This window comes from Rhodopirellula sp. UBA1907 (assembly GCF_002337565.1).
GTDB classification, from domain to species: Bacteria; Planctomycetota; Planctomycetia; order Pirellulales; family Pirellulaceae; genus Rhodopirellula; species Rhodopirellula europaea.
The window spans coordinates 17,943-41,532 of record NZ_DDGH01000062.1 but is presented as its reverse complement, the minus strand read 5'-3'; the positions used below and the strand labels follow the sequence as shown (position 1 = coordinate 41,532).

14 protein-coding genes are annotated in these 23,590 nt (G+C 55.9%); 5 read left to right on the top strand and 9 right to left on the bottom strand.

The window, feature by feature from the left end:
- Positions 1 to 395: 395 nt before the first annotated feature.
- On the top strand, positions 396 to 1,628 hold the full coding sequence (locus B2R17_RS13780; RefSeq protein ID WP_286764436.1) for a DUF1559 domain-containing protein: 1,233 nt from the start codon (positions 396 to 398) through the stop codon (positions 1,626 to 1,628).
- Positions 1,629 to 1,713: 85 nt separating this feature from the next.
- On the opposite strand, the gene B2R17_RS13775 is transcribed toward B2R17_RS13780, so the two are convergent.
- From B2R17_RS13775 to B2R17_RS13745, 7 genes are all read right to left on the bottom strand, one after another.
- Entirely contained in the window at positions 1,714 to 1,908 is a 195-nt protein-coding gene (locus B2R17_RS13775; protein WP_037226076.1) for a hypothetical protein, read from the bottom strand.
- Between the two features lie 205 nt (positions 1,909 to 2,113).
- A complete protein-coding gene (locus B2R17_RS13770) occupies positions 2,114 to 3,436 on the bottom strand; it encodes a sulfatase family protein (RefSeq protein ID WP_037249943.1) in 1,323 nt (440 codons plus the stop codon).
- A 64-nt stretch (positions 3,437 to 3,500) separates the two neighbouring features.
- Positions 3,501 to 4,895 (bottom strand): sulfatase family protein, encoded by a 1,395-nt coding sequence (locus B2R17_RS13765; RefSeq protein ID WP_008664235.1) that lies wholly within the window; start codon positions 4,893 to 4,895, stop codon positions 3,501 to 3,503.
- 2 nt (positions 4,896 to 4,897) lie between these two features.
- A complete protein-coding gene (locus B2R17_RS13760; protein WP_286764435.1) occupies positions 4,898 to 8,746 on the bottom strand; it encodes a family 16 glycoside hydrolase in 3,849 nt (1,282 codons plus the stop codon).
- A 234-nt stretch (positions 8,747 to 8,980) separates the two neighbouring features.
- On the bottom strand, positions 8,981 to 11,455 hold the full coding sequence (locus B2R17_RS13755; protein WP_286764434.1) for a family 78 glycoside hydrolase catalytic domain: 2,475 nt from the start codon (positions 11,453 to 11,455) through the stop codon (positions 8,981 to 8,983).
- Positions 11,456 to 11,500: 45 nt separating this feature from the next.
- The gene (locus B2R17_RS13750; protein WP_286764433.1) at positions 11,501 to 11,767 is read right to left on the bottom strand and encodes a hypothetical protein; all 267 of its coding nucleotides are present in this window, start codon (positions 11,765 to 11,767) and stop codon (positions 11,501 to 11,503) included.
- A 13-nt stretch (positions 11,768 to 11,780) separates the two neighbouring features.
- Positions 11,781 to 13,016, bottom strand: a complete 1,236-nt coding sequence (locus tag B2R17_RS13745; RefSeq protein ID WP_286764432.1) for a DUF1559 domain-containing protein — start codon at positions 13,014 to 13,016, stop codon at positions 11,781 to 11,783.
- A gap of 643 nt (positions 13,017 to 13,659) precedes the next feature.
- Between B2R17_RS13745 and B2R17_RS13740 the strand changes: the two genes are divergently transcribed.
- Together B2R17_RS13740 and B2R17_RS13735 are read left to right on the top strand one after the other, a co-directional pair.
- Complete coding sequence (locus B2R17_RS13740; RefSeq protein WP_286764431.1) at positions 13,660 to 14,205, top strand: sigma-70 family RNA polymerase sigma factor; 546 nt, start codon at positions 13,660 to 13,662, stop codon at positions 14,203 to 14,205.
- The gene (locus tag B2R17_RS13735) at positions 14,202 to 15,965 is read left to right on the top strand and encodes a LamG domain-containing protein (protein WP_286764430.1); all 1,764 of its coding nucleotides are present in this window, start codon (positions 14,202 to 14,204) and stop codon (positions 15,963 to 15,965) included. The genes B2R17_RS13740 and B2R17_RS13735 overlap by 4 nt, the downstream gene beginning before the upstream one ends.
- 84 nt (positions 15,966 to 16,049) lie before the next feature.
- On the opposite strand, the gene B2R17_RS13730 is transcribed toward B2R17_RS13735, so the two are convergent.
- Together B2R17_RS13730 and B2R17_RS13725 are read right to left on the bottom strand one after the other, a co-directional pair.
- A complete protein-coding gene (locus B2R17_RS13730; protein WP_286764429.1) occupies positions 16,050 to 16,940 on the bottom strand; it encodes a dienelactone hydrolase family protein in 891 nt (296 codons plus the stop codon).
- Between the two features lie 226 nt (positions 16,941 to 17,166).
- A complete protein-coding gene (locus B2R17_RS13725; RefSeq protein ID WP_286764428.1) occupies positions 17,167 to 18,753 on the bottom strand; it encodes a PQQ-binding-like beta-propeller repeat protein in 1,587 nt (528 codons plus the stop codon).
- A 524-nt stretch (positions 18,754 to 19,277) separates the two neighbouring features.
- On the opposite strand from B2R17_RS13725, the gene B2R17_RS13720 reads away from it, so the two are divergent.
- Positions 19,278 to 22,301 (top strand): AsmA-like C-terminal region-containing protein, encoded by a 3,024-nt coding sequence (locus B2R17_RS13720; RefSeq protein WP_339888031.1) that lies wholly within the window; start codon positions 19,278 to 19,280, stop codon positions 22,299 to 22,301.
- A 164-nt stretch (positions 22,302 to 22,465) separates the two neighbouring features.
- Positions 22,466 to 23,587, top strand: coding sequence for a polysaccharide biosynthesis/export family protein (locus B2R17_RS13715; protein WP_008664249.1), 1,122 nt, complete (start codon positions 22,466 to 22,468; stop codon positions 23,585 to 23,587).
- Positions 23,588 to 23,590 lie beyond the last annotated feature (3 nt).

The window sequence follows — 23,590 nt, the reverse complement described above, 5'->3', positions numbered from 1 at the left end:
TTGAGGGAGAGGTCGAGCAGTTTTGAAGTGCCGTGCTCGCAAGGGTGAAATCACCCTCCTGAACGCAGTTGGGGAGGGTCGGAATGCGAGCGTTCAGCGAGAATTCCGGGGAGGGAGTGCGCCCCGTTTCCCATACCCGACCCTCAACCTCTCCCCAAACTTCGTTTCGGGAGAGGTGCGCTACGTGGAAATCTGCCGAAAAGCGGTATCAGCATGCTGCTCGGCTTCGCGGGAGCGTGATAGCATCAATGATTTCTGGAAAAACCATTCAATTCAGACGAATTTGCGCAAATTGTGTGAACATTCTCAGGAATGAATTCGGTGACGATTTCCTCGCTGTCTTTCGAGCGAGCATTGGCATCACCGTTTTCTTATCGCACTCTTGAGAATCTTCAATGGAATCCACTTCCCAACACCCGCACCGCGGGACTCGCTTGGGGTTCACGCTGGTTGAGCTCCTCGTTGTCATCGCCATCATCGGAGTTCTGGTCGGCTTGCTTCTGCCCGCTGTCCAAGCCGCCCGCGAAGCCGCTCGACGGATGAGCTGCAGCAACAACTTCAAGCAACTCGGTCTGGCCCTGCACAACTACCATTCCGCCTACAACAAACTGCCAATGCATGGCGGCGGAACCCACCCCACGGTTGCCACTCATCCTTGGGTCAACACAACGACCGGTAACAACATGCGACTGAGCATGCTGGTTGGATTGATGCCATTTGTCGAGCAACAGGGACTTTGGGAGTTGATTGCCAACCCGAACGACTTCGACAGCGACGGCACAATTGATTTCCCTGCCATGGGACCAACACCTGAAAACATCGACTACGTTCCGTGGGCAACCGACATCCCCACGCTGCGTTGCCCAAGCGATCCTGGCAAGGGGTTGCCATCATTGGGACGGACCAATTACGCCGCCAACCTGGGCGACTCAACCGACTACATGCGTGATGGATTCGTGTATGTGCGGAATAATTCACCGGTTCTGCCATACGCAGCCACCTCGGCCACTTCCCAGCGAACCAACGCCGCCCATCGTGGCATTTTCGTTGTTCACAAGTTGACTCAATTTCGTGATGTGCTCGACGGATTGTCCAACACCATTGCCATGGGCGAACTGACCACGGACTTGGGTGACAAAGACGCTCGAACCAGCCTGACTGCCGGTGGCACGTACAGCACCAACAACAACCACTGGACCATCGTCGTGACACCAAACTGGTGCGAACAACACCTTGATCCCGAACGGCCTCAATTCTGGCGTCCAGAAGCTCCTGTAGTCGGGGCCACGTCCGGACGCGGCTACCGATGGGCGAGCTTCAATCCAACATTCACGATGGTGCACACGGTTCGGCCGCCGAATTCGGAGATTTGTTCCGCCGGTGCCGTCAACCGCAACAACCTGATGTCGGTGTCCAGTCGTCACCAAGGTGGTGCTCATATCCTGATGGGTGATGGTGCGGTCAAGTTTGTTACCGATTCGATCGAAGCCGGAAATCAAACGAACCGCATGGTTTATCAGTGGGGAACCGCGGCGTTCAACAACGCTCCTGGATCCGAAAGCCCTTATGGCTTGTGGGGAGCCTTGGGAACTCGCGCGTCACGCGAAGTTGTTGACGGGGAATTCTAATTCGCCTCATCAGCACATAAGAGAAAACGCCCGGTCAGCAATTGCTGACCAGGCGTTTTTTGTATCACCGAGCTGGTTGCCCGACTCACTCTTTGGGTGGCTTCACGCCGTTCTTTTCCGAGCCAGCGTTCGCGGCTTCTTCTGCCGCGACCATTTCCTTGTACTCTTCGATGCTTTGTTCATCTGCGCTGTCTTTCACATTGACAGGCTGTGATCCGCCACACCCCAAGCAACTCATCATCAGTGCCAGGCAGCTGACTTTCTTTACACTCAACTTCATCGTATTACTCTGCGGAAAAGCGAATTATCAAACCAAAGGTTTCATAAAGAAAAGGGGATGATTGATCGCTTGAATCCTAGCATCACGATGCGATCCTGCGAACTCTTATTGCTGAAGTAGCGAAAGCGAAACGCAAAATTCTTGAGGCTCAAAACAATCAGGAATACGATGCACCATGAACCATCTGGAGCCGTGTTCGCGGAGATCATTTTCCGATGACGGGCGTGCTCTCGAGCCACTCGTCGATGATGTTTGACAGACGCTCGACTTTATCAGCGTCCTGTGCGGCGAGATCGTTTCTGTCATCTGGATCCTCCTGGAGATCGTAGAGTTCTTTGCCGCTTGGTCGGACGATCAACTTGTCCCATCCGTCGATGACGACACGAGCTTGCAAGCCGTTGTCGATGTCATCGAGTTGTTCAAGATCACTGTCGTGGTCGTAGACGTCCACGAAGATTCGGTTTCGCTGACGCAGTGCCTTGGGATCACGCAGGTCCAAACCGGACATTTCCTTGGGAGGCTCAATCCCGCAGGCTTTCAGAATGGTGGGAGCGACATCAATGTTGCTGGCAAGCGTCGATGAATCTCGCTGAGGTTTCACGGCCCCGGGATGCGTGATGATGATCGGCGTCCGAATCCCTGCTTCCACGGGCTCACGCTTGGAACGAATGCTCGTGTTCATCCGGTTGGGATTTTGCACCCAGCCGTTGTCGCAGGTGTAGACAAAAATCGTGTCTTCGTAGAGTCCCTTGTCTTTCAAGTACTGAATGATCTGCCCGCAACCTTCGTCCAACCATTCCACATTGGCCCAGTAACGAGCGGTTGGTTCATTGGGAGCGATGTCTTTGTACTTGTTGAACAAACGGTCGGGAGCGTTGTGCGGTGCGTGCGGCAGGAAGACTCCGTACCAGATGAAGAATGGTTTTTCGTCCTCCACGGCGGAATCGACGAAGTCGTACACCGGTTTCATCGTGGTTCGCCCGATCTGCAAACCCACATCGCCGTGACGTCCGCCTCGCGAAACGTCGCCGTGGGTCATGGCATCGGTGAAACCATGATCCAGCGGGTTTTCTTCCCACCACTTTCCCGTTTGCAAAGTTGCGTAGCCGTTGTCCTTGAGCGACCGGATGAACGAGGGCTGCTGGTGCAACGGTGCGGTCATTTGCTTCCGCAGTGATGCAAAGACCTGCTTGTTCGTTTTGCGGTTCAGGCCGGTCGGCATCACGGGATCGTTGCCGCGAATTCCGGTTTGATGCGGATACAAACCTGTCGCGAGACTTGCCAAGGAAGGCCGGCAAAGCGGCGCTGTGACATAACCTCGCTCATACACCAATCCAGACTTCGCCAATTGGTCGATGTTGGGTGTCTGGATATGCGGATGCCCCATGAACCCGTAATCGGTCCACGATTGGTCATCGCTCAACAAGAACACAACGTTGGGTTGTTTGGCCTGCGTTTGGTCAGCCGGCCAAGCTCCGGCGATCAAGACCAAACACGCGGCGATGAGGGAGATTCGGATACAGTTCATGCTTTCAAACTTCATTCTTTCAGGTGCAGTGATTTTCGATCGCGACTGAATCTGCCGCGAGGGTTTATGGTTTGCGAGGAACCCATGTTTCGGGAGCGTCCAGCATGAGCGGTTTGTGAAAGACCGTCAGTTCGTCGCCTTGAGTTCGCATCCAATCTTTCAGTTCCGCCAGCAGACGCGATCGAACGTTGGCCAATTTGGGATCGTCTGCCAAGTTCTTGGTTTCGTTCGGGTCGCCCGTAAGGTCGAACAGTTCAAACTCAGGTCGTCCGTGATGCCTTGCGACAACCTCCGCGGCATGAGGATCACTCTTGGCCGCCTCGGTCCATTCCTTGAAGTAGTCCCCTGATGTGGCACGCAGCAACAAATCGATGTGCGTCGTGAACGCAAACTCGGGGTGCGGGTTCCAGATCAATTTGTACTGGTCGGTGCGAATGCTGCGGCTCAGGTAGACGTTCATCATCTTGTCGCCGCTGTGCGTCGTGAAGATTCGCTCGCGATGACGTTTGGATGGATCCTGCAACACTCCGGCGAATGACTTCCCGTCGATTTCTTGGGGCACTTCGCCACCACCGACTTCGATCAAGGTTGGCAAGATGTCGACCCAACTGACCATCGCGTCAGTGCGTGAACCAGGTTCAATCATTCCTTCGCGAGAAACGATGAGCGGGATGCGAATGCCTTCGTCGTAGAGCGTCCATTTTCCGAAGGGGAACTGAGCCCCGTGGTCACTTGAAAAGAGAAACAAACGATCTTCGGCCAGGTGTTCGTCAACCAATTGCCGCAGTTCACCGAGGTAGGCGTCCAAGTCCTTGACCTCTTGCAGGTAGCGAGATCGCTGGACTCGAGTTTGTGGCGTGTCGTGCAGCTTCACCGGCAGCGACATGGATTCCGGATCCACGGTGGATTCACTGGGCCATGGAACGTGCGGGTTGGAAACTCCAACGAACAACGCCAGCGGTCGCGAATCGGTTCGGCTTTCGAGAAACGCCTGGACGTTCTTTCGCACCGCGGGAATGTCCTGTGCTCGGTCGTGTGTATCGAACTGATAGTCCGGTGCACTTCGCAAGTGAGCCACCTTTCCGAACGCCACCGTCTGGTAGCCCAATTCATTCAAGACGACCGGAAGTTTCAACACATCCTCGTGTGGGTACGAGTGGTTTTCCTCCGCGCCATTTCGTGCGGGCATCAACCCCGTCAACAACGCGGCCCGACTCGGGGCACACGATGGGCTGGCCACGAAGGCACGATCGAACGTCATGCCTTCCTGAGCCAAATGATCGATGGCGGGCGTTTCGATATTGGTGCCGCCATACAGTGCCAAGTCCGAGGCGGACAAATCGTCCGCCAGATAGACCACAATGTCGGGCTGGCGTTCGGTGTCCTTCGCCGTTGCAATTGCAGCGCCGAAGAAAACCGTGATCGCCAGTCCAGTCAAACAGTTCTTGAGTTTGTTCATCACTATCGCCCATACACCTTGGCTTTGGGGTCACCACCGGACAGCAAGTACGCGATCAAATCACGAACTTCCTCGGCGTTCAAAGAATTCAACATGTCCGTCGGCATCTGCGAAATCGGCGAGTCTTTGGCTGAGATGACTTCGTCCGGTTCCACGACGACTGGTTTCACCGTCTCGCCAGCCTTGCTGACGGGATGGATTTCGATTCGGTCCTCATTTTCGACCATCAACCCGGTCAGCACGCGACCGTCTTCCAGCAACACCACCTTGGATCCATATTGATCACTGATGACTTTGCTGGGTTCGATGATGGATTCGAGCAAGTAGTTGGCGTTGAATTTATTCTTCACCGTTGTCAGGTCGGGGCCGATGTCGCCCCCGAGTCCATCGAACCGGTGACAAGAGGCACACTGTGCGGCGTGGAATAGGTTGCGGCCGCTTTCATAGTTGGCCTGACGCAAGGCACCGCCGGTGTGCTTGCTCGCTTCTGCCAAAGTCCATTTTTTGCCTGGTCCCTTGGGAGCGGTGATCTCAAAGTCGGGGACAGGGTTGAAGTCTTCGCCGCTGATGTCGGAAAGTTCTTCCCGCTGCGCGTTACTGAGATGCCCCAACACTTCGTCTCGCAGGTTCGCGAGGAACTTGCCGTAGCTGTTGCCACCGCTGTATTTCGCGGCTTGGTTGATGAACTGGATGTACGCCCGAAGATTGTCCATCGTCCAACCATCACGCAGGTTTCGCAGCATGAACGCGTAGTTGATTTCGTGAGACGGCGGCTGGTTCTCCAGCATTTTGACGACTCGCGAACCGTAACGTTGGTTGCGTTGAAAATCAACGTTTTCTACCCAAGCCGGAGGCGTCGGTTTCGCGTCCGTCATCATGGCGATTGCTTTATCGATCACCGTGGGTGATTCCAGATAGACCAGCAAGCGAACCAGTTCGGTGTTCACGTCTTTGCTTTTGTTGGGAAGCAAGGCATCGAGCTCTTCAATGACCCGTTCACGTTCTTCCGCGGTTGGTTCACCAAGCCGAATGAAGGTCAACGCGTAGGCTCGCAGCAGTCCGAGCAGTTGCGGTTCGGGCAATTCGCTGGGTTTCATTTCCAACAACGCGTTCACCAAGTCAGACCGATGGGATTCATCCCCGCGGCGTGCCAGAGCGACGGCACTGGTGATCCTGGCTTGCGTGTTGGATTCATCGAAGACTTTGTCGGCCCATTGCTCGGTCGGTTGCGACTCGACAGCGATTCGTGCCGCGTAACGAAGCCAACGATCGTTGCTCGAAAGATGGGGCCATGCCTTGGCGACTGCATCCGCGTGCTCTTTCCCGTGGAAGGCTTCCAAGCTTCGGCGTTGTTGGCGAGCTTCTTCACCAGGGATCGGGGACGAAACGAGTTCGGTTGAGTCGTCGCCTTCGTACGTGATTCGGAACAGAGCTGACTGAGTGCCACGTCCACCAACGGTGAAGTACAACGCACCGTCCTTGCCCACGATGGCATCGGTCACAGGCAAAGGTGCTCCGTAACAAAACGCTTCTTGGTGAGCTTTCCAGCCAGCCCCATCGGGTTTCAAGTGAATCGCGTAGATCGTTCCGAAGGTCCAATCGAGTGCATAGATCGCATCTTGGTATTTGGCGGGAAACTTGGCTCCTTGGCCGCCGACCACACCGGTCGGGCTGCCGGGGCCGATGTTCAAAACGGCTGGCAAGCTATCCTCGTAGTACTCTGGCCATTTCCCTGAACCACTTCGCCATCCGTAGTCCGATCCGCTGACGGCGTGATTGATTCGCGTCGGGCGGTACCATGGCGAACCGAGGTCCCATTCCATATCAGCGTCATAGGTGAACAGGTCGCCGGCACGGTTCAGTGCGATGTCGTATTGGTTGCGATACCCCATCGAGATGACTTCATGTTTGTTCGTCTTTGGATCAAAACGGGTGATCCAACCGCCTGGTGCGAGTCGACCGCGAGCGTGTCCGTTGGCGTCCCATTCGCGTGGCAACAGCAGGTCTTCGTTCCAAGTCGGGACGCGTGATCCAGCGATGATGGACTCGTCCGGCAGATTTGTGTGGTTGCCCGCGGCGACATAAAGAGCGTCACCGTCCTCGGTTGGAATCACCGCGTGGTTCCCGTGTTCTCCGCCACCATGCGTGCCGAACAATTCTTCGGCGTGATCCAGCAAACCATCGCCGGTGGAATCCGTGACCCGATACATCGGGCTGCTTCCGCGATTGAAATACAACGCACCGTCGTGCCAGGTCATGCCTTGAGCTCCCGACACCTTCACGGGCATCTTCTCAACCTTGACGCCTGATTCGCCGGTTGCGTTGGAAGGGCTTTCATCGAGCGTGATTCGATACAAACCTGCTTCGCCTTGATCGCTGGCGTACAAGCGACCTTGATCGCCGGTCGTCAACGAGACCCAACTTCCTTGGCGGACCTTGGGAACTTGGTAAACGAGTTCGACTTTGAACCCATCGGCCACCGTGACTTCGTCGGCACTGAAAGAAGTGTCCCCAGATGCCTGGTCCGTTCCGACGCCCGGTTTTCCCCATGGCGATTTTCCAAAATTGCCCAGCGACTTGGCGGCAACGTTCCACCTGGAATCATCGTAAGCGGCGGTCTTCCAATCACCGGTGGCTGCGTTGGCCAGTTTCCAGTTCGGGCTCGAGACGACTTGATGAACGGTTCCATCCTTGGTTTCGACTTCGAGTTTGAAAACGAAAGCGGCCACACCACCACGGTTGCCGGCTTTCACTGCGATTTGGTTCTTGCCTGCTCGGACAAACTGACGAGCGTCCAGTTGTTTGATGGGATACTTCCAATCGGGACAATCGCCGACGGGTTTGCCATTGATCCAAACGGTCGCTTCGTTGTCGCAGGTGGCATACAAGCGGGCCGAGCGAATGGCTTCTTTGGATCCCTCTGGCATGAACTCGAACTGATGCCGCAGATAGAGCGGGTCGTTGGATGAGGGTTGATCCTGACGCCAAATCCATTTTGGTGTTGGTGACTTGGCAACCCAATCAAACGCGGTTGCGGCCGAAGGTTTCTTGGCGTTCTTGCCTTTGCTGGCAGCTCCACTTTGCACGTAAGAGTTCAACACGGACTTGGCGTTCGCGGCATCCAGCTTTTGAAGTTGAACGTCTTTGAACTCACAAGTCATCGACGGCCCGGCGTGCAACTGCAACGCTAGAATTCCGCTGCGGCGAGCTTCCGGGTGATTGTCGGTCAGGTCCATCGTCGTGACGCCGTTGACCTGGTGAATTTGCCGATCGCCCACCGCGATGATGGTCAGTTCATTCCATTCCCAATCGACCAGCTTTTGCGAACGGTCACCGACCTCGCCGACCACCTTGGGATTGCCATCCGCACCGACTTCGACCTTCTGGAATCGTTTTGCGACGATGCCACGCCATTTTTCCGCGTAGAGCATTCCAAAGAATTCGGGCGATTTGTGCAGGTCCGCTTGATAGCCTTTGACGACAAAGTCTTTAGGATCGATCAGTTCGCTGCGATATTGCACGCCGCTGTTGTTGCCGCGAAAACGGACTTTGGTTTTGAAGACAAAGTCGCCGACCTCTCCGCCCTGCCACACCAAGAATGTGTTGCCCTTGGTTGGATTCTCTTTCGTGGTTTCGCCATGAATGACTCCATCGCGAACGGACCAAAAGGAATTGTTCCCGGCCCATCCAGATAGGTCTTTCCCGTTGAACAAGTTTTCAAAGGAATCTTCCGCCTGGACGGAAAGAGAACAGACAAACGAAAGAACGAGACACGCGCGTGTCAAATATCCGATGTAGGTCACGGTGGCTTTGCAAAGAGGTGGGAGGAAACAAGTTGGGCGTCGTTCCAAGCTGGCCTTCGATAGGACCAGGGCTTGATGTCGATCAAACGCCGCTTTCGATCGCGTCACGCATGGAACAGCTTGCTCGAGCGGTTCACTCGGGCTGATGCAACGAGCATGTTGAATGCGTTGAAGATGCAGGCGGGGAGCCTGCGGAGGTGGGTTGTTGTGGTGGGACTTGGGACGGCAGTTAAACGTATAGACTGCCGTCCCAAGATGATCATAGATGCTCTGAGGACTCGTTCAATTGGCCTCGACTAAAATCGAGCCACTGAATTCGCCATCGAGACCCCATCGATTCTGTTTCTTAGTCACGGAAACAGGCGATCCGTTGACTGAAACCGATTGCATGTCGTCCAGTTCAGGTAAATCCAAGTTTGCGGTGATTCCCTCGGGCAACTCGACGGAAAGCTTAAAACCCGATTCGCGATTCCAGTCCACATGGATGGGGCCATGCTCGGTTGGCACTTTTCCGCGAGCGAATTTCAGGTCGCCCAAGCACGGACGCACGAGGACTTGCTCCCAACCTGGGCGGACAGGTTGGATGCCAAGCACGTGACGCGGCAAGAGGTTCGCTGGTGCGGCACCCCAAGCGTGATTCCAATCTTGGTTGGGTTTGTACTTAATCTCCCAAGCTTCCCAGGTGATGGTGGTTCCGCTGTTGACCATGTGTTTCCAACTGCGATCGCCATCGGCCAGCATCAACGCCAACGCCTTGTGCTCGCCGCCGTTTTGAAACAACGCGTCCATGAAGTACTGAGCCGCATACACGCTGCAGTCCATGCCTTTGGTTTTCAGCCATTCGACAACGCCGGCCTGTTTCTCGTCGGGCACCAAGCCAAACGCCAACGGAAAGAAGTTCGCATGAATGCTGCTGTGTTCCGTGCCAATTCCGTCGCGGTAGATGCCAGCCTCTTCATCGAACAGCGTCGCTTGGAAGGCTGATTGGGCCAAATCGGCGCGGCCCACGAAAGCATCCGCGTCCGCGGTCTTTCCCACCGCCATTGCCATCTCGGCCATTTGCTTCAGGGCCTCGATGTGAAAGGCGTTGACGACCGTGTTGATCTCGGTGAACACAAACCCGTCGCGTTCTTTTTGCGGCCAATCGACGATGTCGTGGCGACTGCGATCCAGTTCAGCACTGCGAACCAGTCCATCATAGGCGCTGCGATGCAAAAGCGTTTTTGACTTCAGTGATTCGTAGCGTTGTTGCAACCACTTTGTGTCTCCGGAGTTCATCCATTCCGCATGAGCCATGAAAACCATGTGCGGAGCCCATTCGGTCGGCCACGTGCCGTTTTCCATCAACCAGTCAAAGGTTCGAGCGGCCATGGTGACGTGATCGTCCGTGGCATAGTGGCTGAGCTGATTCAGATAGGCATCGGCTTCGTAGGGGATCCGTTCTCGGTCACCATCAACGTAAACGCCCGCGAAGGTGGTGGCTTTGATGCTGTACTTGCACAGATCCCAAATGCGATTGAGTGTTTCATCGGAACATTCAAACGAGCTCGCGTCATCGTTCCATGTCTTTGAATATGCGGCACGTCGACGAATTTGATCAAACGCGAAATCTGCTTCGAGCCCTTCGATCTCGATCCAGCGAAACGGCATCACGGACTGCCATGAGGATGGCGTCAGGACGGCGGGCGGATTCGCATTCATCCGTCCCGATTGTTGAATGTTGCGTTCGTCAACGGGCGTCGGCACGATCCAATTGCCTCGTTGCTGCCCTCGACGAACAGACGTCATTCCATACCGAACTGTTCCGGGTGGAGTTCGGTCGATGCGTCCTTCTTTGAGTTTCTCGCCAAAGTGCACGTTGACCGTCCCGCGTCCGTCGGAGGGAACAGGCATGACGATGTTCCCAAACGCGACCTTGCCGAAATCAATCAACGTGACTTTGTCGTAAATCCGTTTGACCGACACGGGTTCGTGCTCGGTCAGCGACACATGTTCGCTCGCCGGGATCAATGGCAACTCTTTGATGAACAGATTGCGGAAGCGATAGGTTTGACCCTTCTCGCCGTGGTGCTGAATGCCAATGAAACCGCTGGAATCCATCGCGTCTCGAAAGCGAACGGTCTGGACCCCGTTGAGTTCGATCGTGATGACATCATCGATGCAAGTGATGGTGTACCGATTCCAACCGTTGCGATTGAGTGCGTCACGGACACGCGGTTCGGCAAAGAAGTCTTTCGACTCCTCTTCGTGAGCAAGGAATTGCTTCGTCGAGCGGCCTTTTGTGCTTGGCCAAATCCAGCGGCATCTCGCTTCGTCAAACAGTCCGCCAGACCAACGTCTCTCCGAGCCATCGCATTCGGCCTGATACCCGTACACCTTCTTCTCCGCATCTTCGTCCACATGACAGCGAAACATCACGCCCGAATTGGATGGCCCTTCGGGTAAATGAATGTCAACGCTCAGCCGAAAATTGGAGTACTTTTTTTCTGTCACCAAGAAGAACTTCTTGTCCGCCGTCAGGTGAATTTCGCCATCCACCACGGAGGCTTCTCCGTGGGGATACGGATTCCGCCAACCGGACAGGTCCTGGCCGTTGAACAGAGGTGTGTAGCCACGACTGAGGAAGCTGTCGCGCGCCTCCTCGACACTGGCGTCAAACTGCGGTTTAGTGATGGTCGCCAACGTGTCGTCTGCTTGAGCAAGCGTATCGGCAACGAACAACAGAATGAATCCAACGACAATTCGACTGTACTTCACGGTGTAGAACTCAGGAGGGTGGGGATGAGGCGGGGAGTCAATCGGCTATTCGCCTTTGCCGATGTCACCGGCTTCAGTCGCTTCTTTCGCTTCCGCCGCGATCATCGCATTGTATTCGTCAATCTTGGACTGGTCCAAATCGGCCAGATCATTGGTGGGTTCGGAGGATCCGCATGCTGTGATGAGTCCCAATGGAAGCAGCAACATTGCCAAACGAAGTGTCTTGAACATCGATAAACAGACCTGATTTGGAAGACAAAAGTCGGAAAGGAAAAAGCCTCGCCACCAACGGTAGCGAGGCTTTCGAAACATGGACAACTTTGACTCAGAACTCTGAGTCGATGACTTCTTTGTTTGCACGAGTGCCCAAGGCTCCCCACAATCCGTAGGGGCTTTGAGCACCAGCAACCGTTGCGGGCGAACCGTGATAGGAGATCATGGCTTGGTTGCTGTTACCCGCTTCGATGCTATCAGTGACAAACTTCACCGCACCATCGCCCATCAGAACGTGTGCGCCACCTTGGTGACGGCTCGAGACGGTGACGTTCGAATCGTTACTGGTGTATCCGCCCGTGCACACGCCGGAGTTAGGCGGCAAAATCGTGTGGACTTGCGAATGCATGTGCACTGCGTCGTGCCAGCGATAACCGCGAGAGTTTGCAACGTTCACGGAAGATCCTGCAGCAGCGATCCAAAATTGAGGTCGCGCGGGATCATGGAATTGATCCATGTATCGAGGGTTGCGGCGACATTCGGCTCGGCCGTGTCCGCTGCGATCGTTGTAGGCGTTCGCGGTCGGGAACGATGTTCTCACATCTCGATCGCCGAGGTCGGTTGCCAATTCGCCACACATGATCGTGTTGCTGAGACCATCCAGGGTGTCGCGGAACTTCATTTGCCGGGTCATGACAAACATTCCGCGGTGGACTTTGCGTGACCGCTGCGACAAAGTCGAATTGTTTTCGGTGTAGGGAACCGTTGCGCCACGCGATTCGAGTGTGACGTTGATGGGCCCTTCGCGTGACATCACGGACGAGTCACCGGTGCAGGCACCGTAGTTGGTTCGGCCGAGCGATGGCAAACCGCTGCCTGGATCACTTGGGCAACGGAACGTTGGAATTGTTGTTCCCCAAGGTCCATAATCAATGCGTGCCACGCCTGGCCCCATCGCTTGCCATGGGTTCGCTCTCGTGGAGCCGTCCGCATTGAAACCGAGTGGGTTGCTGATTTGCTCCCACAATGATTGCTGTTCAATGAATGGAAGGACGCTGATCAGGAACGATCCGCGACGGTTGATGCTGTCGGTTCTGTTGTCGCCTGCATAGATCTGCTGGCCACCGACTCGGTCCGTGCCGGTGCCATGAATTGGCATACCGTTGTAAGCCGAGTGATAGTTGTGGATGCCCAACCCAATTTGCTTGAAGTTGTTGCTGCAGCTCATACGGCGAGCTGCTTCCCGGGCGGCTTGAACAGCCGGCAATAAAAGTCCTACCAGCACACCGATGATCGCAATGACCACCAGCAGCTCAACAAGTGTGAAGCCAGAATGCTTTCGTTTCATCTTGGACAATCCCAAATCGAATAAGAGAAGAAGAGTGAAACGAGCGTGTGGATGCTGAACGCGGTAAACGAAGGCGCCACGGTTCCGGCCACCACAAATCCGCTCGTATGCGACTATTCCCGTCCTTGCAGCCAGGCTTTGCGGCAAATCATCCTAAAAATGTGTTTTTATCGATCCATTGGCACTGAGTGATTGGGAGTCAGCTTCCGTCGCTGAGATGCCTTGTCGAATCTCGTCTCCCTGCACGGGCACGCCGCCTTTCGATCGTGCGACTTAACCGTTCAATGTGCTGCTTTGATTGCCGAGCCGTGTCTCACCACCGTCTGGTCCACATTTCGGCGAAGCTTTCGTTCTGCAATCCTCTAGCGAGCTCGATGCATGATGCAATGGCAACAAATTGATGGTTGCTTACCAGGAACCCACCGAGCGGAGCGGCTTGCAGGCGATCTATAGACAAGCCGCTCTGAGTATAAGATTTTGCGTCAAAAATCAAAAGATTGCCGGCAATTTGCGACGAAACCGGTTTCAACTCAGAATAGCGCACAAAAATTTCGCAAAACATGCTTCAGGTCGGGGGAAGAAGAACAGTGCCACCGGAAAGATTGGTGATACCTTCCACTCGATCGCAAACGGGAATGAATCCTTGGATTCGCAATCTCCTCCACCGAGCAACGAAGTCTCGCAAGAAGAGTTCGTTCGATTGCTCTCAATGCATACCAGCAAAATCATGTCGTTCATTCGCATCCTGACCATGAACCGCCAGGATGACGCGGAGGAGATCTTTCAACTGACTTGCATGATCTTGTGGCAAAAGTTCTCGCAATACGAACCTTCCGGCAACTTCTCCGCCTGGGCATCCCGCATGGCGTACTTCGAAACACTGAAGTACCGAGAATCGAAACGCCGCATCAAGCTTCTCAGCGACGAGGCCATCGAATCGTTGGCCGAAGCCGCCATGCCGATCTCGGCGGAGCTGACCGATCGCCGAACCGCGCTGTCCGAGTGCATTCGGAAACTGTCCAACCCCGATCGAGATTTGATTCGCCAGCGATATTTCGAAGGTTTGAGCGTCGCGGAGATCTCTGAGAAAGCAGGGCGATCCACCCACGCAATCTATCGAGAGCTGAGCAAGATACACGGCATGCTGTCACGCTGCGTGGACCGATCCGTCGAGGAGGCATGGACATGAATTCGCAAGACCAACAACTCGATGAGCTTCGCACGCTGATTTTGAAGTCCCAAAGCGAAGACTTGAGTGAAGCGGAAACGATCGAGCTGAATCGTCTGATTCATTTGCCTGGCGGTGCCGAGGAAGCCGCTCGCCTGGTCGATCAGCTCTGTGCGTTCACCGACGTCGGCTCATCCAATTTCTTGTCGCTTGAAGAAGAACAGTCGGGCGCACGCCAAGATTCTCACGACACCGCGCCGCCAGCTTTCAACACCGCTGCGTTCCCCGAGCCAGCCACCGAACGATCCAGACCCGTGGTCGCATCGCGGCCCAATCGGTCCCAAGCAGAAACGCATTCCCTGAATTGGACGCGAGCGTATTGGTTGGTGGGGTTGGCGGCGAGTCACTTGGTGATTGGTTCGTTCGCTTGGTCGCTCGCGAGACCGGCTCGCGAAGTCGCTCCCATTGCAATGCAAACGGCGCAAGTGAAACCGCCTCAGATTGTTTCGATGACCGCCTGCGTTTGGGGACATGGTGGAAACTCCGTTCCGACGTTGGGGAAACCCATTCATCAGGGCGAAGTCCTGAACTTGGTGGAGGGGGTCGCGGAACTCAAAACCGGCGACGGGACTCCCAACGAAGCCTTGGTGCGAATCGAAGGCCCCGCCAGCATCTTCATTCGTGACGATGGTCAACTCGGTCTCAATCACGGAACCTTGACGGCAAAATCATTGGGCTTTGGCAGTGAGCAGGTGTCGATCATTACGCCAATTGGATTGGTGTCCGTTGATGGGCAAAGTTACGTTGGCTTGGTTTCTCTGGGGGACTCGCATGAAGTCCATTTGTTCTCGGGACGAGCCTTCGTTCGGCCGCTGAGCACCTACGGATCCTCCGATGTTCGATTGGAAGAAGGCGACGCGGTCCGCCTTTCGACGGGAACAGAAATGGACTCGGGCGTGGTGCTGTTCGAAGCATCCATGGCCAGCTTCGCTTCGGCTCGATCCAACGCCTTTGATCCGCTCAGCCTGGACGAGAAGTACGTCAGTGCCGTTGTCGAATCGTCACCGGATATCTACTGGCGTTTCGAAGGCCTCGAAGGATCTTACCCGCAGCACGTCAAGAACGAAGGGAAACTGCCCGATTTGCACGCGTTGGTAGTCGGCAACCCTGGTTGGCGACAATACCGCGGCAATCGCGTCGCGGAGTTGGGACTCACCGATGCGGCCTCTGCCTTCACGACGGAAACATTGTGGCCATCCAAACCGCTGGACAACTACACGATTGAAGCCTGGGCCAAACCGCAACTGTATCACCACGGCGAAATGATCTGCTTGGTCGATCCAGTGGAGCGGCGAGAAGGACGTCATGATCAAGCTCTGTTGCTCGAAACATTCGCGAGAGAATGGTTCTATGCGTTGAAGGTGCTGGGGCCAAACCGCATTCGTTTCAATCACCGGACACCGCCTTCGGGAGTGGTGTTGGACGGGACGAATCTGGTCTCAGAGGATCCATACCAAGTTCGCGTGTGGCAGCACGTTGTGGCTCGCAAATCAGGCAACGAGTTGTCGCTTTGGATTGACGGGAATCTCGCGGCGCAGCAAGAAGACGAGGCTCCGCTTCCGGCCAACATGAAAATCTTGATCGGGCAAATTTACCCGACCAAGAACTATCGCCCCTATGTTGGCCAAATCGACGAAGTCGCGTTCTACGACCGAGCCCTGACGAAGCAAGAGATCCGAAAGCACATCCGAGCTTCCGGCCGACTCGTCGATTTTGATTGAAAACCTGATCGCATCGTCATGAGATAAAATTCATCGACGCATCGAACGACGATGATCTCGCGGCGTCCATTTTCAGGTTCAACACTAAGCCTTCAAATATCGATTGAACCAGGCAAGTGTTCTTTTCCACGCCAATTCAGCCGCGGCCTCGTCATAGCGTGGCGTGGTGTCGTTGTGGAAACCATGATTGGCTCCCGGATAAACGTGTGACTCATATGGCACTTCGTTCGCTTTCAACACTTCGTTAAAAGCTTCCGCACCGGCCATGATTCGGCGGTCAAGCTCCGCATTTTGAATCGACAGTGGAGTCTTGATCTTGGTCACATCCTCCGCATTCGGCTGACGACCATAAAACGGCACGCCAGCATCGAGAACGTCGGGCAATCGAACCGCCAGTTGGTTGACCATGCCTCCACCAAAGCAAAAGCCGACCGCGCCGACCTTCCCCGTCGAAAGCTCATGCGTGTCGATCCATTTGACCGCGGCAACGAAGTCTTCCGTCATTTCGTCTCCATCTCGCCGCCTCTGCATCGCGCGACCATCATCGTCATTGCCGGGGTAACCACCCAACGGTGACAAGGCATCGGGTGCCAACGCGAGAAAACCTTCGACCGCCAATCGTCTCGCGACATCAGCGATGTATGGATTCAATCCGCGGTTCTCGTGAATCACCACTACACTGGGAAACTTTTCACCCGTCGCGGGTCGATCCAGCAGGCCGCTGATTTGACCGCCGCCTTCAGGCGAATCGTATGTGACCGTCTCCGTCTTGATTCGCGGATCCGTCGCGGGGACTTGCTCAGCCCACGCGTAGTTTGGTGAGAGACTCTCTTCGAGTGCTTCAACCGTGACTCCTCCCACTGCAAACGCGGCGAGTCCCTTCAAGTAGCCACGTCGATCCAATCGGCCGTGAGCAAAGTCGTCGTACAGATCAAGAACACGTTGATCGAATTGGTTTGCAGTCTTGCGTTTCATCGAATTGATTCCTCGTTACGGGGCAAGTTCAAAACGTGTCTCGGATCCAACTTGGCTTGTGGCAATGCTGATCGCATTAGCCGTTTTGGCGTTAGCCACGGTTCCTTCCACAACAACCGTGGCCAGCGCCAAATCGGATCACCCATGGTAGCAACGTCCAGGGCTGACTTCTAGAAATCGGTCGCGTGGCAACGAGGCCACGCGACCGATAGAAACCTGCCTCGCACTAGTTGCTGCTCGTGGAATCCATCGGTGGACGCTGTGGCCGATCGGGACGGTTGTCTTCCTGTTGCCCGCCAAAGCCTCCGCGTCCGCCGTCTCGGCCACGGTCTCCACCGCGTCCGCGATCACCGCCACCGCCACGGTTGCCAAATCCACCACCTCCGAAACCGCCGCGTCCGAATCCACCACCTGGTCCGCCCCGGCCTCGATCACCGCGTTGCGCCATTTCATTTGAGTCCGGTGTATCAGCTGCGGGGACCGATTCGGATGACTCATCAAAGGGCCCGGCAACGACGCAGTAAAGATGTTTGTTCGATCGAACGAACAACTTGCCATCGCTGTACGCTGGCGATCCGCTGAACGATTCGGTCTCGGTCGTCGTGCGATTGACGGCGAGTTGTTTCAGTTCGTCTTGCACGTCAAAGACAAACATGTCGCCATTGCCTTTGATGTAGTAGAGCTTGCCATTGACGACGATGGGTGACGCGTAGTCCGAGCCTCCTCGTCCGCCGCCCGAACTGCCGCTTCCACCCGACAACCGAATGCGGTCGATCATCTCGCCGGATTCTTCATCGGTGCGAGTCAACACGTCGTTGGCAATCATGTAGACCGTTCCGTTGTAAGCCACCGGCGTCGCGAACCGCCCTGATTCCGAACCGTTCCAAGCCACATGGGAATCCGTCACGTCGCCGGTACCTCCTGCGCGGACCGCGATCGACCCGCTACCGCGACCTCCAAGGACGATCACAACGTCTTTGTCAACGACGGCGCTCGTGCTGGCTTGATCCGATTCGCCCGCCAAGGCGTACCAGCGAAGCTTGCCGTTGTCTGGGTTGATCCCCCAAACCTCGCCGGCAACTCCGACGACCAAGTCCACTCCGTTCTCCGTTTTCGCAAGTGCCGGCGTGCCCCACACGTTGTCGAGCCCCTTCGCTTCCTGACGCCAGATTTCTTTGCCGGTCGATTTGTCGAGTGCGACCAAGGCTTGGCTTTCCGACGAAGCCGTCACGATCACTTTGTCGTCCAACAAAATCGGACTCGACGCGGAACCCCAACGGTGCGGATCCGATTCGGTGCCCAGCGGAGTGTGCCACAATTGGTTGCCATCAAAATCAAATGCGAACGCGCCGGTCTTTCCAAAGAACACGTACACGTTTTCGCCATCGGACACGGGCGAGTGCGATGCGTAGCCGTGGGATGGAACCCCTGCACCCGTGTAGGGATCTTCTGGCTGAATCGCGTCAATCGATTTCTCCCACATCATTTCGCCTGATTTGGCGTCAACGCAAACGAGATGTCGTTTCAGATCATTGATGTCTCCAGGATTGGCTCGATCGAGCCCGTAACCGGAGTAGCACGTCACAAAGATGCGATCGCCAACCACGATCGGGCTGGAAACACCTGCTCCGGGAAGAGCCACCTTCCACTTCACGTTCTGTGTTGGGCTCCATTGAACCGGAACGGATTCGTCGCTTTTGACGACTCCCGATCCGTTCGGTCCTCGAAAGCGGCTCCAGTCTTCGGCATCGACAATGGAGTCGCACAACGCGAGCGACAAGAGAACGACCAAGTAACGTTGAAAACCGGTCATCAGTAGGAATCCTGGGAAAAGACTGCTGGAAAAGAAACCACGGGTGCTTCGTTGCATCGCGAACCCATCGGGCCACGACAGAAAGTTTAGGGAAGTCGGCGGCCGGTTGGTGAAGCGACGTTTGGATCGATACAAAACTGCTCCGGACCGCATCCAAACGGCGTCCATCAGCCACCGGTGATCCCGACTTGGGCCCAACGGTGCCGCTCGGACATTGAGTGGAACCCCGCAACATTGGCCAGGTTTCTACACTTCTCGGCCAGCAATGAATGAGAAATGCCTGTCCGGAAAGCACCGTTGGGCCCGTGATTTGCCATGTTGCAGGCGGAATGGACGGCATCCAATCGCGGCAGATGCTGGCGTCTGTGATCCGCTCGAATCCGCCAGATTCCGTTGGCATCGGGCGGCAAACTTTTTGTAGGCTGCGGTTCAAAATGGCATGAACTACGAAAGATGGAGCCAAAGTGTCCGGGAATCGCCTCGATCCGCCGCCCGCCATGTGCCGCCTCAGTTCGGCCGGACGATTGTGCACGTGCATCGTCATCGGCGTCGTCACGGTGTTTTCGTCGCTTGCCTTTGCCGCACAACTTTCGGCCCAGCAACCCGCCGCAATCCAGCAACCTGCAGTCCAGCCACCTGGACGTCGAGAAAACGCGGCCCCCGCGGAACGCTATTGGGAGAGCCAATGGGCGTTTCGTGAGATCGATGTTGCCAAACTGGCCGAGCGACTGAGATCCATTGGGATCGATCTCGGCATCCCGTTGGAAGGCAACGTGACGGTGCAGTTTGAAGTCGGAGTTCCTTGGACGTCCCTCACCGACGGAGCCGCGTACCAATTCGATGGAACACTGACCAGCTCTCGCTTGGTCGTCGACCGTTTCGAATTTCTTGATCTGCGAACCACGGTCCGCTATCGCGATGGTGTTGCCACGCTGAGTTCGTTGACTGGCTCAGCCGTCGAATCCGGCGAGGCTTCCAACGATCCAACGAAAGGCAACTTCACAGGAAGCGGTTCACTTGAACTGGTTCCTCAAGGCGATGCGTCCGCCAAGTTGAAGGTGGACGACATCTCGCTGGCCCCCATCACCAAACTGGTCGCCTCGTTGTTCCCATCCTACGAGCCAATGCTCCCGAAGGATGGTGAGCTATCCGGAGACGTCCAGTTTCGAGCTCCCATCCACCGTATCGATGACATCGCCAGCTACGACTTGGAGGGAACCTTTCAAGCCGACGCCCTGGAACTTGGTGGATTGCCGCCGGCGGATTTGAAGGTCGGCAAAGTGGTCATACGGAACGGTCGTCTGCGAGCCGACAAGATCGATCTGCAAACAACGCCGACGTCCAATCCTTCCGCCGTTCGAATGATTGGCCGAGCGGACCTTCCACTGACCGGCAACGGATCGTTCTCTTTTCAAGTCGCCGCGGACGACCTTCCGATCGGGCAAGTGTCCGAATGGATCGCCGCCTCTGAATCATCCGAACAGGAAGGACTCGTTCAAGGCAAACTTGATTTTCGAATCCAAGGGTCAGGCGAACTGAACGATCGAGCGGAACAACTGCAATGGAACATCGCTGGGTCACTGGCGTCTCCATCGATCCAAGTCGCGGGCGTGGACCTCGGCTCGTTCGAGCACGATGTTCGCTTCACGCCAACCAACTTCGCTCTCACTCCGCGGCGGCAAAGTTCTGAGCTCCCCGCACGTTTCAAGATCCACAGTGTCGAGTCAGAATATCAACTCACGGAGACCGCTTTTGATTTGACATCGTTGACCGCCACTCTGTTCGGCGGACAAATCTCCGGCCAAGCGACCGTGCCTCGCCGTGATCAAGAAGACCTCGTCGTGGATCTCAATTTTCGCGACATTCGACCTGAGCTACGACTTCCTGTTTCGAGCAGCATTGAACTGAAAATTGCATCGACGCTGTCAGGTGAGTTTGATTGGAAGGTTCCATTGAACCGGCTGTCCGATCCGGTTGCGCATCGCGGGTCGGCAAAGCTGATCGCCTCGTCCATCATGTTGGGCGAGGCTTCGATCGGTGATTTGAACGCGAACGTTTCGACCGACCAAGGTAAATTCCAGTTCGATTTGAACGGCGACCTCTTCGACGGAACCGTCCAAGGCAACTCCACCGCACAACTGGTTGCTTCGGATCAATGGAATGATTTGCCCGCACGGCTTCAAGCGTCACAACTGAAGTTCGATGGCGTGTCGTTGGACGCGTTGGTTGATTTGTTGGCACGTCAAAACATGGGGCTGACCGGCAAGGCAACCGGCAATGTCTCGGTCAACTTCGCATCACCAAGCGGTCTTGCTTCGACAAGCGGCCTCGGCCGAGTGATCCCAGACACAACGATCGAGCTCGAGCTGTCGCAGCTCAAGTATCGTGCTCAGCCGCTTTCAAGAAAACTGCGATTGGCTGGCCGAATCGAAAACGACGTGCTCCGGATTCAGTCGCTCAGAGGCGACTACGCGGACGGTTCGCTCAGCCTGCATGGGCTGGTTTATTTAGTCGATGGCGACCGAAGAATTCACCCACGATTCGACACGCGATTGGTGGCATCCCGCGTGGATTTGAACCGCGGCCTTTGGTTCCTCGGTGACACCGCGGATCAGTTTTTAGGACGAGCCTCGGGCAAGGCAACCGTCACCGGTCACACTGAATCCATTCGTGTTCGAGGCAATGTCGATGGACGAGACCTGGACATCTACGGCCTTCCCGCGGGCAATGCTCACAGTGCGTTGGTCGCGACCGCGAATTTCCAATCGTCCAAGTGGAGCGTCAACTTTCCCTCCGTGCGTTCCCGCGTTGGAGGAGGGCAATTGGAAGGTGGCCTGCTGCTTTCTTCAGGCCGCTCCGGCGGCGTCGATATAACGAGTCACTGGAAAACGCGGCGGATGGACTTCGTTCGATTGACGGATCAACTCGGTCGATCCAGTTCGCTGGCCAGCGGTGAAATTTCAGGCGAGATTTCGCTGCGTGGAAAGTCGATTCAATCCATCGATGATTTGTCCGGACGCTTTGATTTCAAGCTGGGTGACACTCGCGGTGCGGCCGTGCCTGGGTTGCTTGCTGCCTCGCGTTTTCTTGGACCGATCTCGCTGGCCAACCAATCGTTCGATGTGGGCGAAGCCACAGGCATCATTGGCCAAGGTGTCGTCGTGCTGGATGAGTTCTGGTTGGGGTCGGACAACGCACTCGTGCAAGCGGATGGCAAGGTTTACTTGCGCAGCGGGCGTTTGGATTTGAACGCATTGATTGCGACGGGTGACTACCGCGACATCGCGGCAAACTTTACCCAATTGGCACAACAGTACGCTCTTCGCTCGCTTCTTCCCGCGTCTGCGATCCTCAGCGTCTCGGAACTGCTTCGCGACCGAACGCTGGTTGTGGCCGTGATGGGATCCACTCAAAGTCCGATCGTGCGGCTGCGTCCCGTCGAAACATTCCGTGAAGAAACGGCCCGTTTCCTTCTCCGCGAAGGCCAACGATTGATCCTGGCGGGAATCACCGCCGGCGCCGTCGATGGCATAGACGGCGGATTCTAAGTCTGCTTGCATGCGAAAACGCTGACTGATCCGCGTAAGCGTTGAACCGCGGCGAGGTTTGCGGGTTGTGATGATCACCACGGTCTTTGTGAATCAGTCACGCCAGTTCTGTTCTTTGAGCCGATTGTTCGTAGGGAAAGGATTCCACGGCAAGAGGTAATAGGATGAGTTGTTCTGGTCATCAGATTCTGTTCACGCTTGGTTGCTTGCTCGCAATGACCAGCACCGGCTGCAGCACGCTGGGGCTGTCGCTGTATCCGTCCGGCGCGACGCTCACCAGCGAAGCAAAGGAGGTGCTCAACGCCTCTCGAATTCCCGGCGGAATCGCTCGCGAGAATGCCAAGCAAGTCTTGCCAGCGCGAGCCTTGCAGCCGGGTGACGCACTGTTGATCGAGCCCATCAATCTGGAACGCGATCTGCGATTGCCGGCCGACCAAGTCGTCTTGGCGGACGGAACATTGGACCTGGGGCCTTACGGACGCGTCATCGTCGCCGGCCGCGATCTCGAGCAGGCGGAATCGCTCATCGAGCAACAGATCGCTTACCAGATTCGTCAGCAGGAATCCGACTGCAAACAATTCGCCAACGAGCAAGCAGCCAGCGAAAAAGGTTCGGAATCGAACCGACCGGAACCGCTGCCCGAGGATTGCGACGCCATCGCAGTCAACGTTCGGCTTCTCGAACCAGTCGATCGCTTTTATGTGCTGGGTGAAGTCAACGCCCCAGGGGCATATCCGCTGTCTGGCTCTGAAACCGTGCTCGATGCAATCGTGTCAGCGGGCGGTTTGACATCCAGCGCCAATCCGTGCCAAATCCTGTTGGCTCGGCCAACCGATCCCTGTGAATGCCGCGTTACGTTGCCTGTTTGCTACCGCGAAATCGTTCAAATGGGAAACACGGCGACGAACTATCAGATCCAACCCGGTGATCGCGTTTTCGTCGCGTCGCGAAGCTGTTTGGATGAGCTGATGTTTTGGCGAGGCAGCCGTCCTTGCGAACGTTGTTCCGGATGCAACCGTGCATGCCGCAACCCTGAGTACGTCACCGCCAAACCCATGGCGCTGGTTCACGACGCCATGATTCCTCCCGGCAGTGTCGGCTGGATGCGATTGGCAAACGAACGCTCACAAGTGGGAGGTATCGTGGAGCCGGATAACATTCCGGCGGACCAAGACGCCGGCCTGAGCGACTACCTCAACACGCAAGACGCCCAAAGCAATCGCGGCGGCCCGACCAGCGATGCGGACGTCGACGGTGAACTCGAATTCGCTCCGCTCTCGCAGTAACCC

Excerpts from the sequence above, each read along its gene's own strand:
- B2R17_RS13780 (WP_286764436.1), top strand. The coding sequence starts at position 396 with ATGGAATCCACTTCCCAACACCCGCACCGCGGGACTCGCTTGGGGTTC.
- B2R17_RS13775 (WP_037226076.1), bottom strand. The coding sequence starts at position 1,908 with ATGAAGTTGAGTGTAAAGAAAGTCAGCTGCCTGGCACTGATGATGAGT.
- B2R17_RS13770 (WP_037249943.1), bottom strand. The coding sequence starts at position 3,436 with ATGAACTGTATCCGAATCTCCCTCATCGCCGCGTGTTTGGTCTTGATC.
- B2R17_RS13765 (WP_008664235.1), bottom strand. The coding sequence starts at position 4,895 with ATGAACAAACTCAAGAACTGTTTGACTGGACTGGCGATCACGGTTTTC.
- B2R17_RS13750 (WP_286764433.1), bottom strand. The coding sequence starts at position 11,767 with ATGTTTCGAAAGCCTCGCTACCGTTGGTGGCGAGGCTTTTTCCTTTCC.
- B2R17_RS13745 (WP_286764432.1), bottom strand. The coding sequence starts at position 13,016 with ATGAAACGAAAGCATTCTGGCTTCACACTTGTTGAGCTGCTGGTGGTC.
- B2R17_RS13735 (WP_286764430.1), top strand. The coding sequence starts at position 14,202 with ATGAATTCGCAAGACCAACAACTCGATGAGCTTCGCACGCTGATTTTG.
- B2R17_RS13730 (WP_286764429.1), bottom strand. The coding sequence starts at position 16,940 with ATGAAACGCAAGACTGCAAACCAATTCGATCAACGTGTTCTTGATCTG.
- B2R17_RS13725 (WP_286764428.1), bottom strand. The coding sequence starts at position 18,753 with ATGACCGGTTTTCAACGTTACTTGGTCGTTCTCTTGTCGCTCGCGTTG.
- B2R17_RS13715 (WP_008664249.1), top strand. The coding sequence starts at position 22,466 with ATGAGTTGTTCTGGTCATCAGATTCTGTTCACGCTTGGTTGCTTGCTC.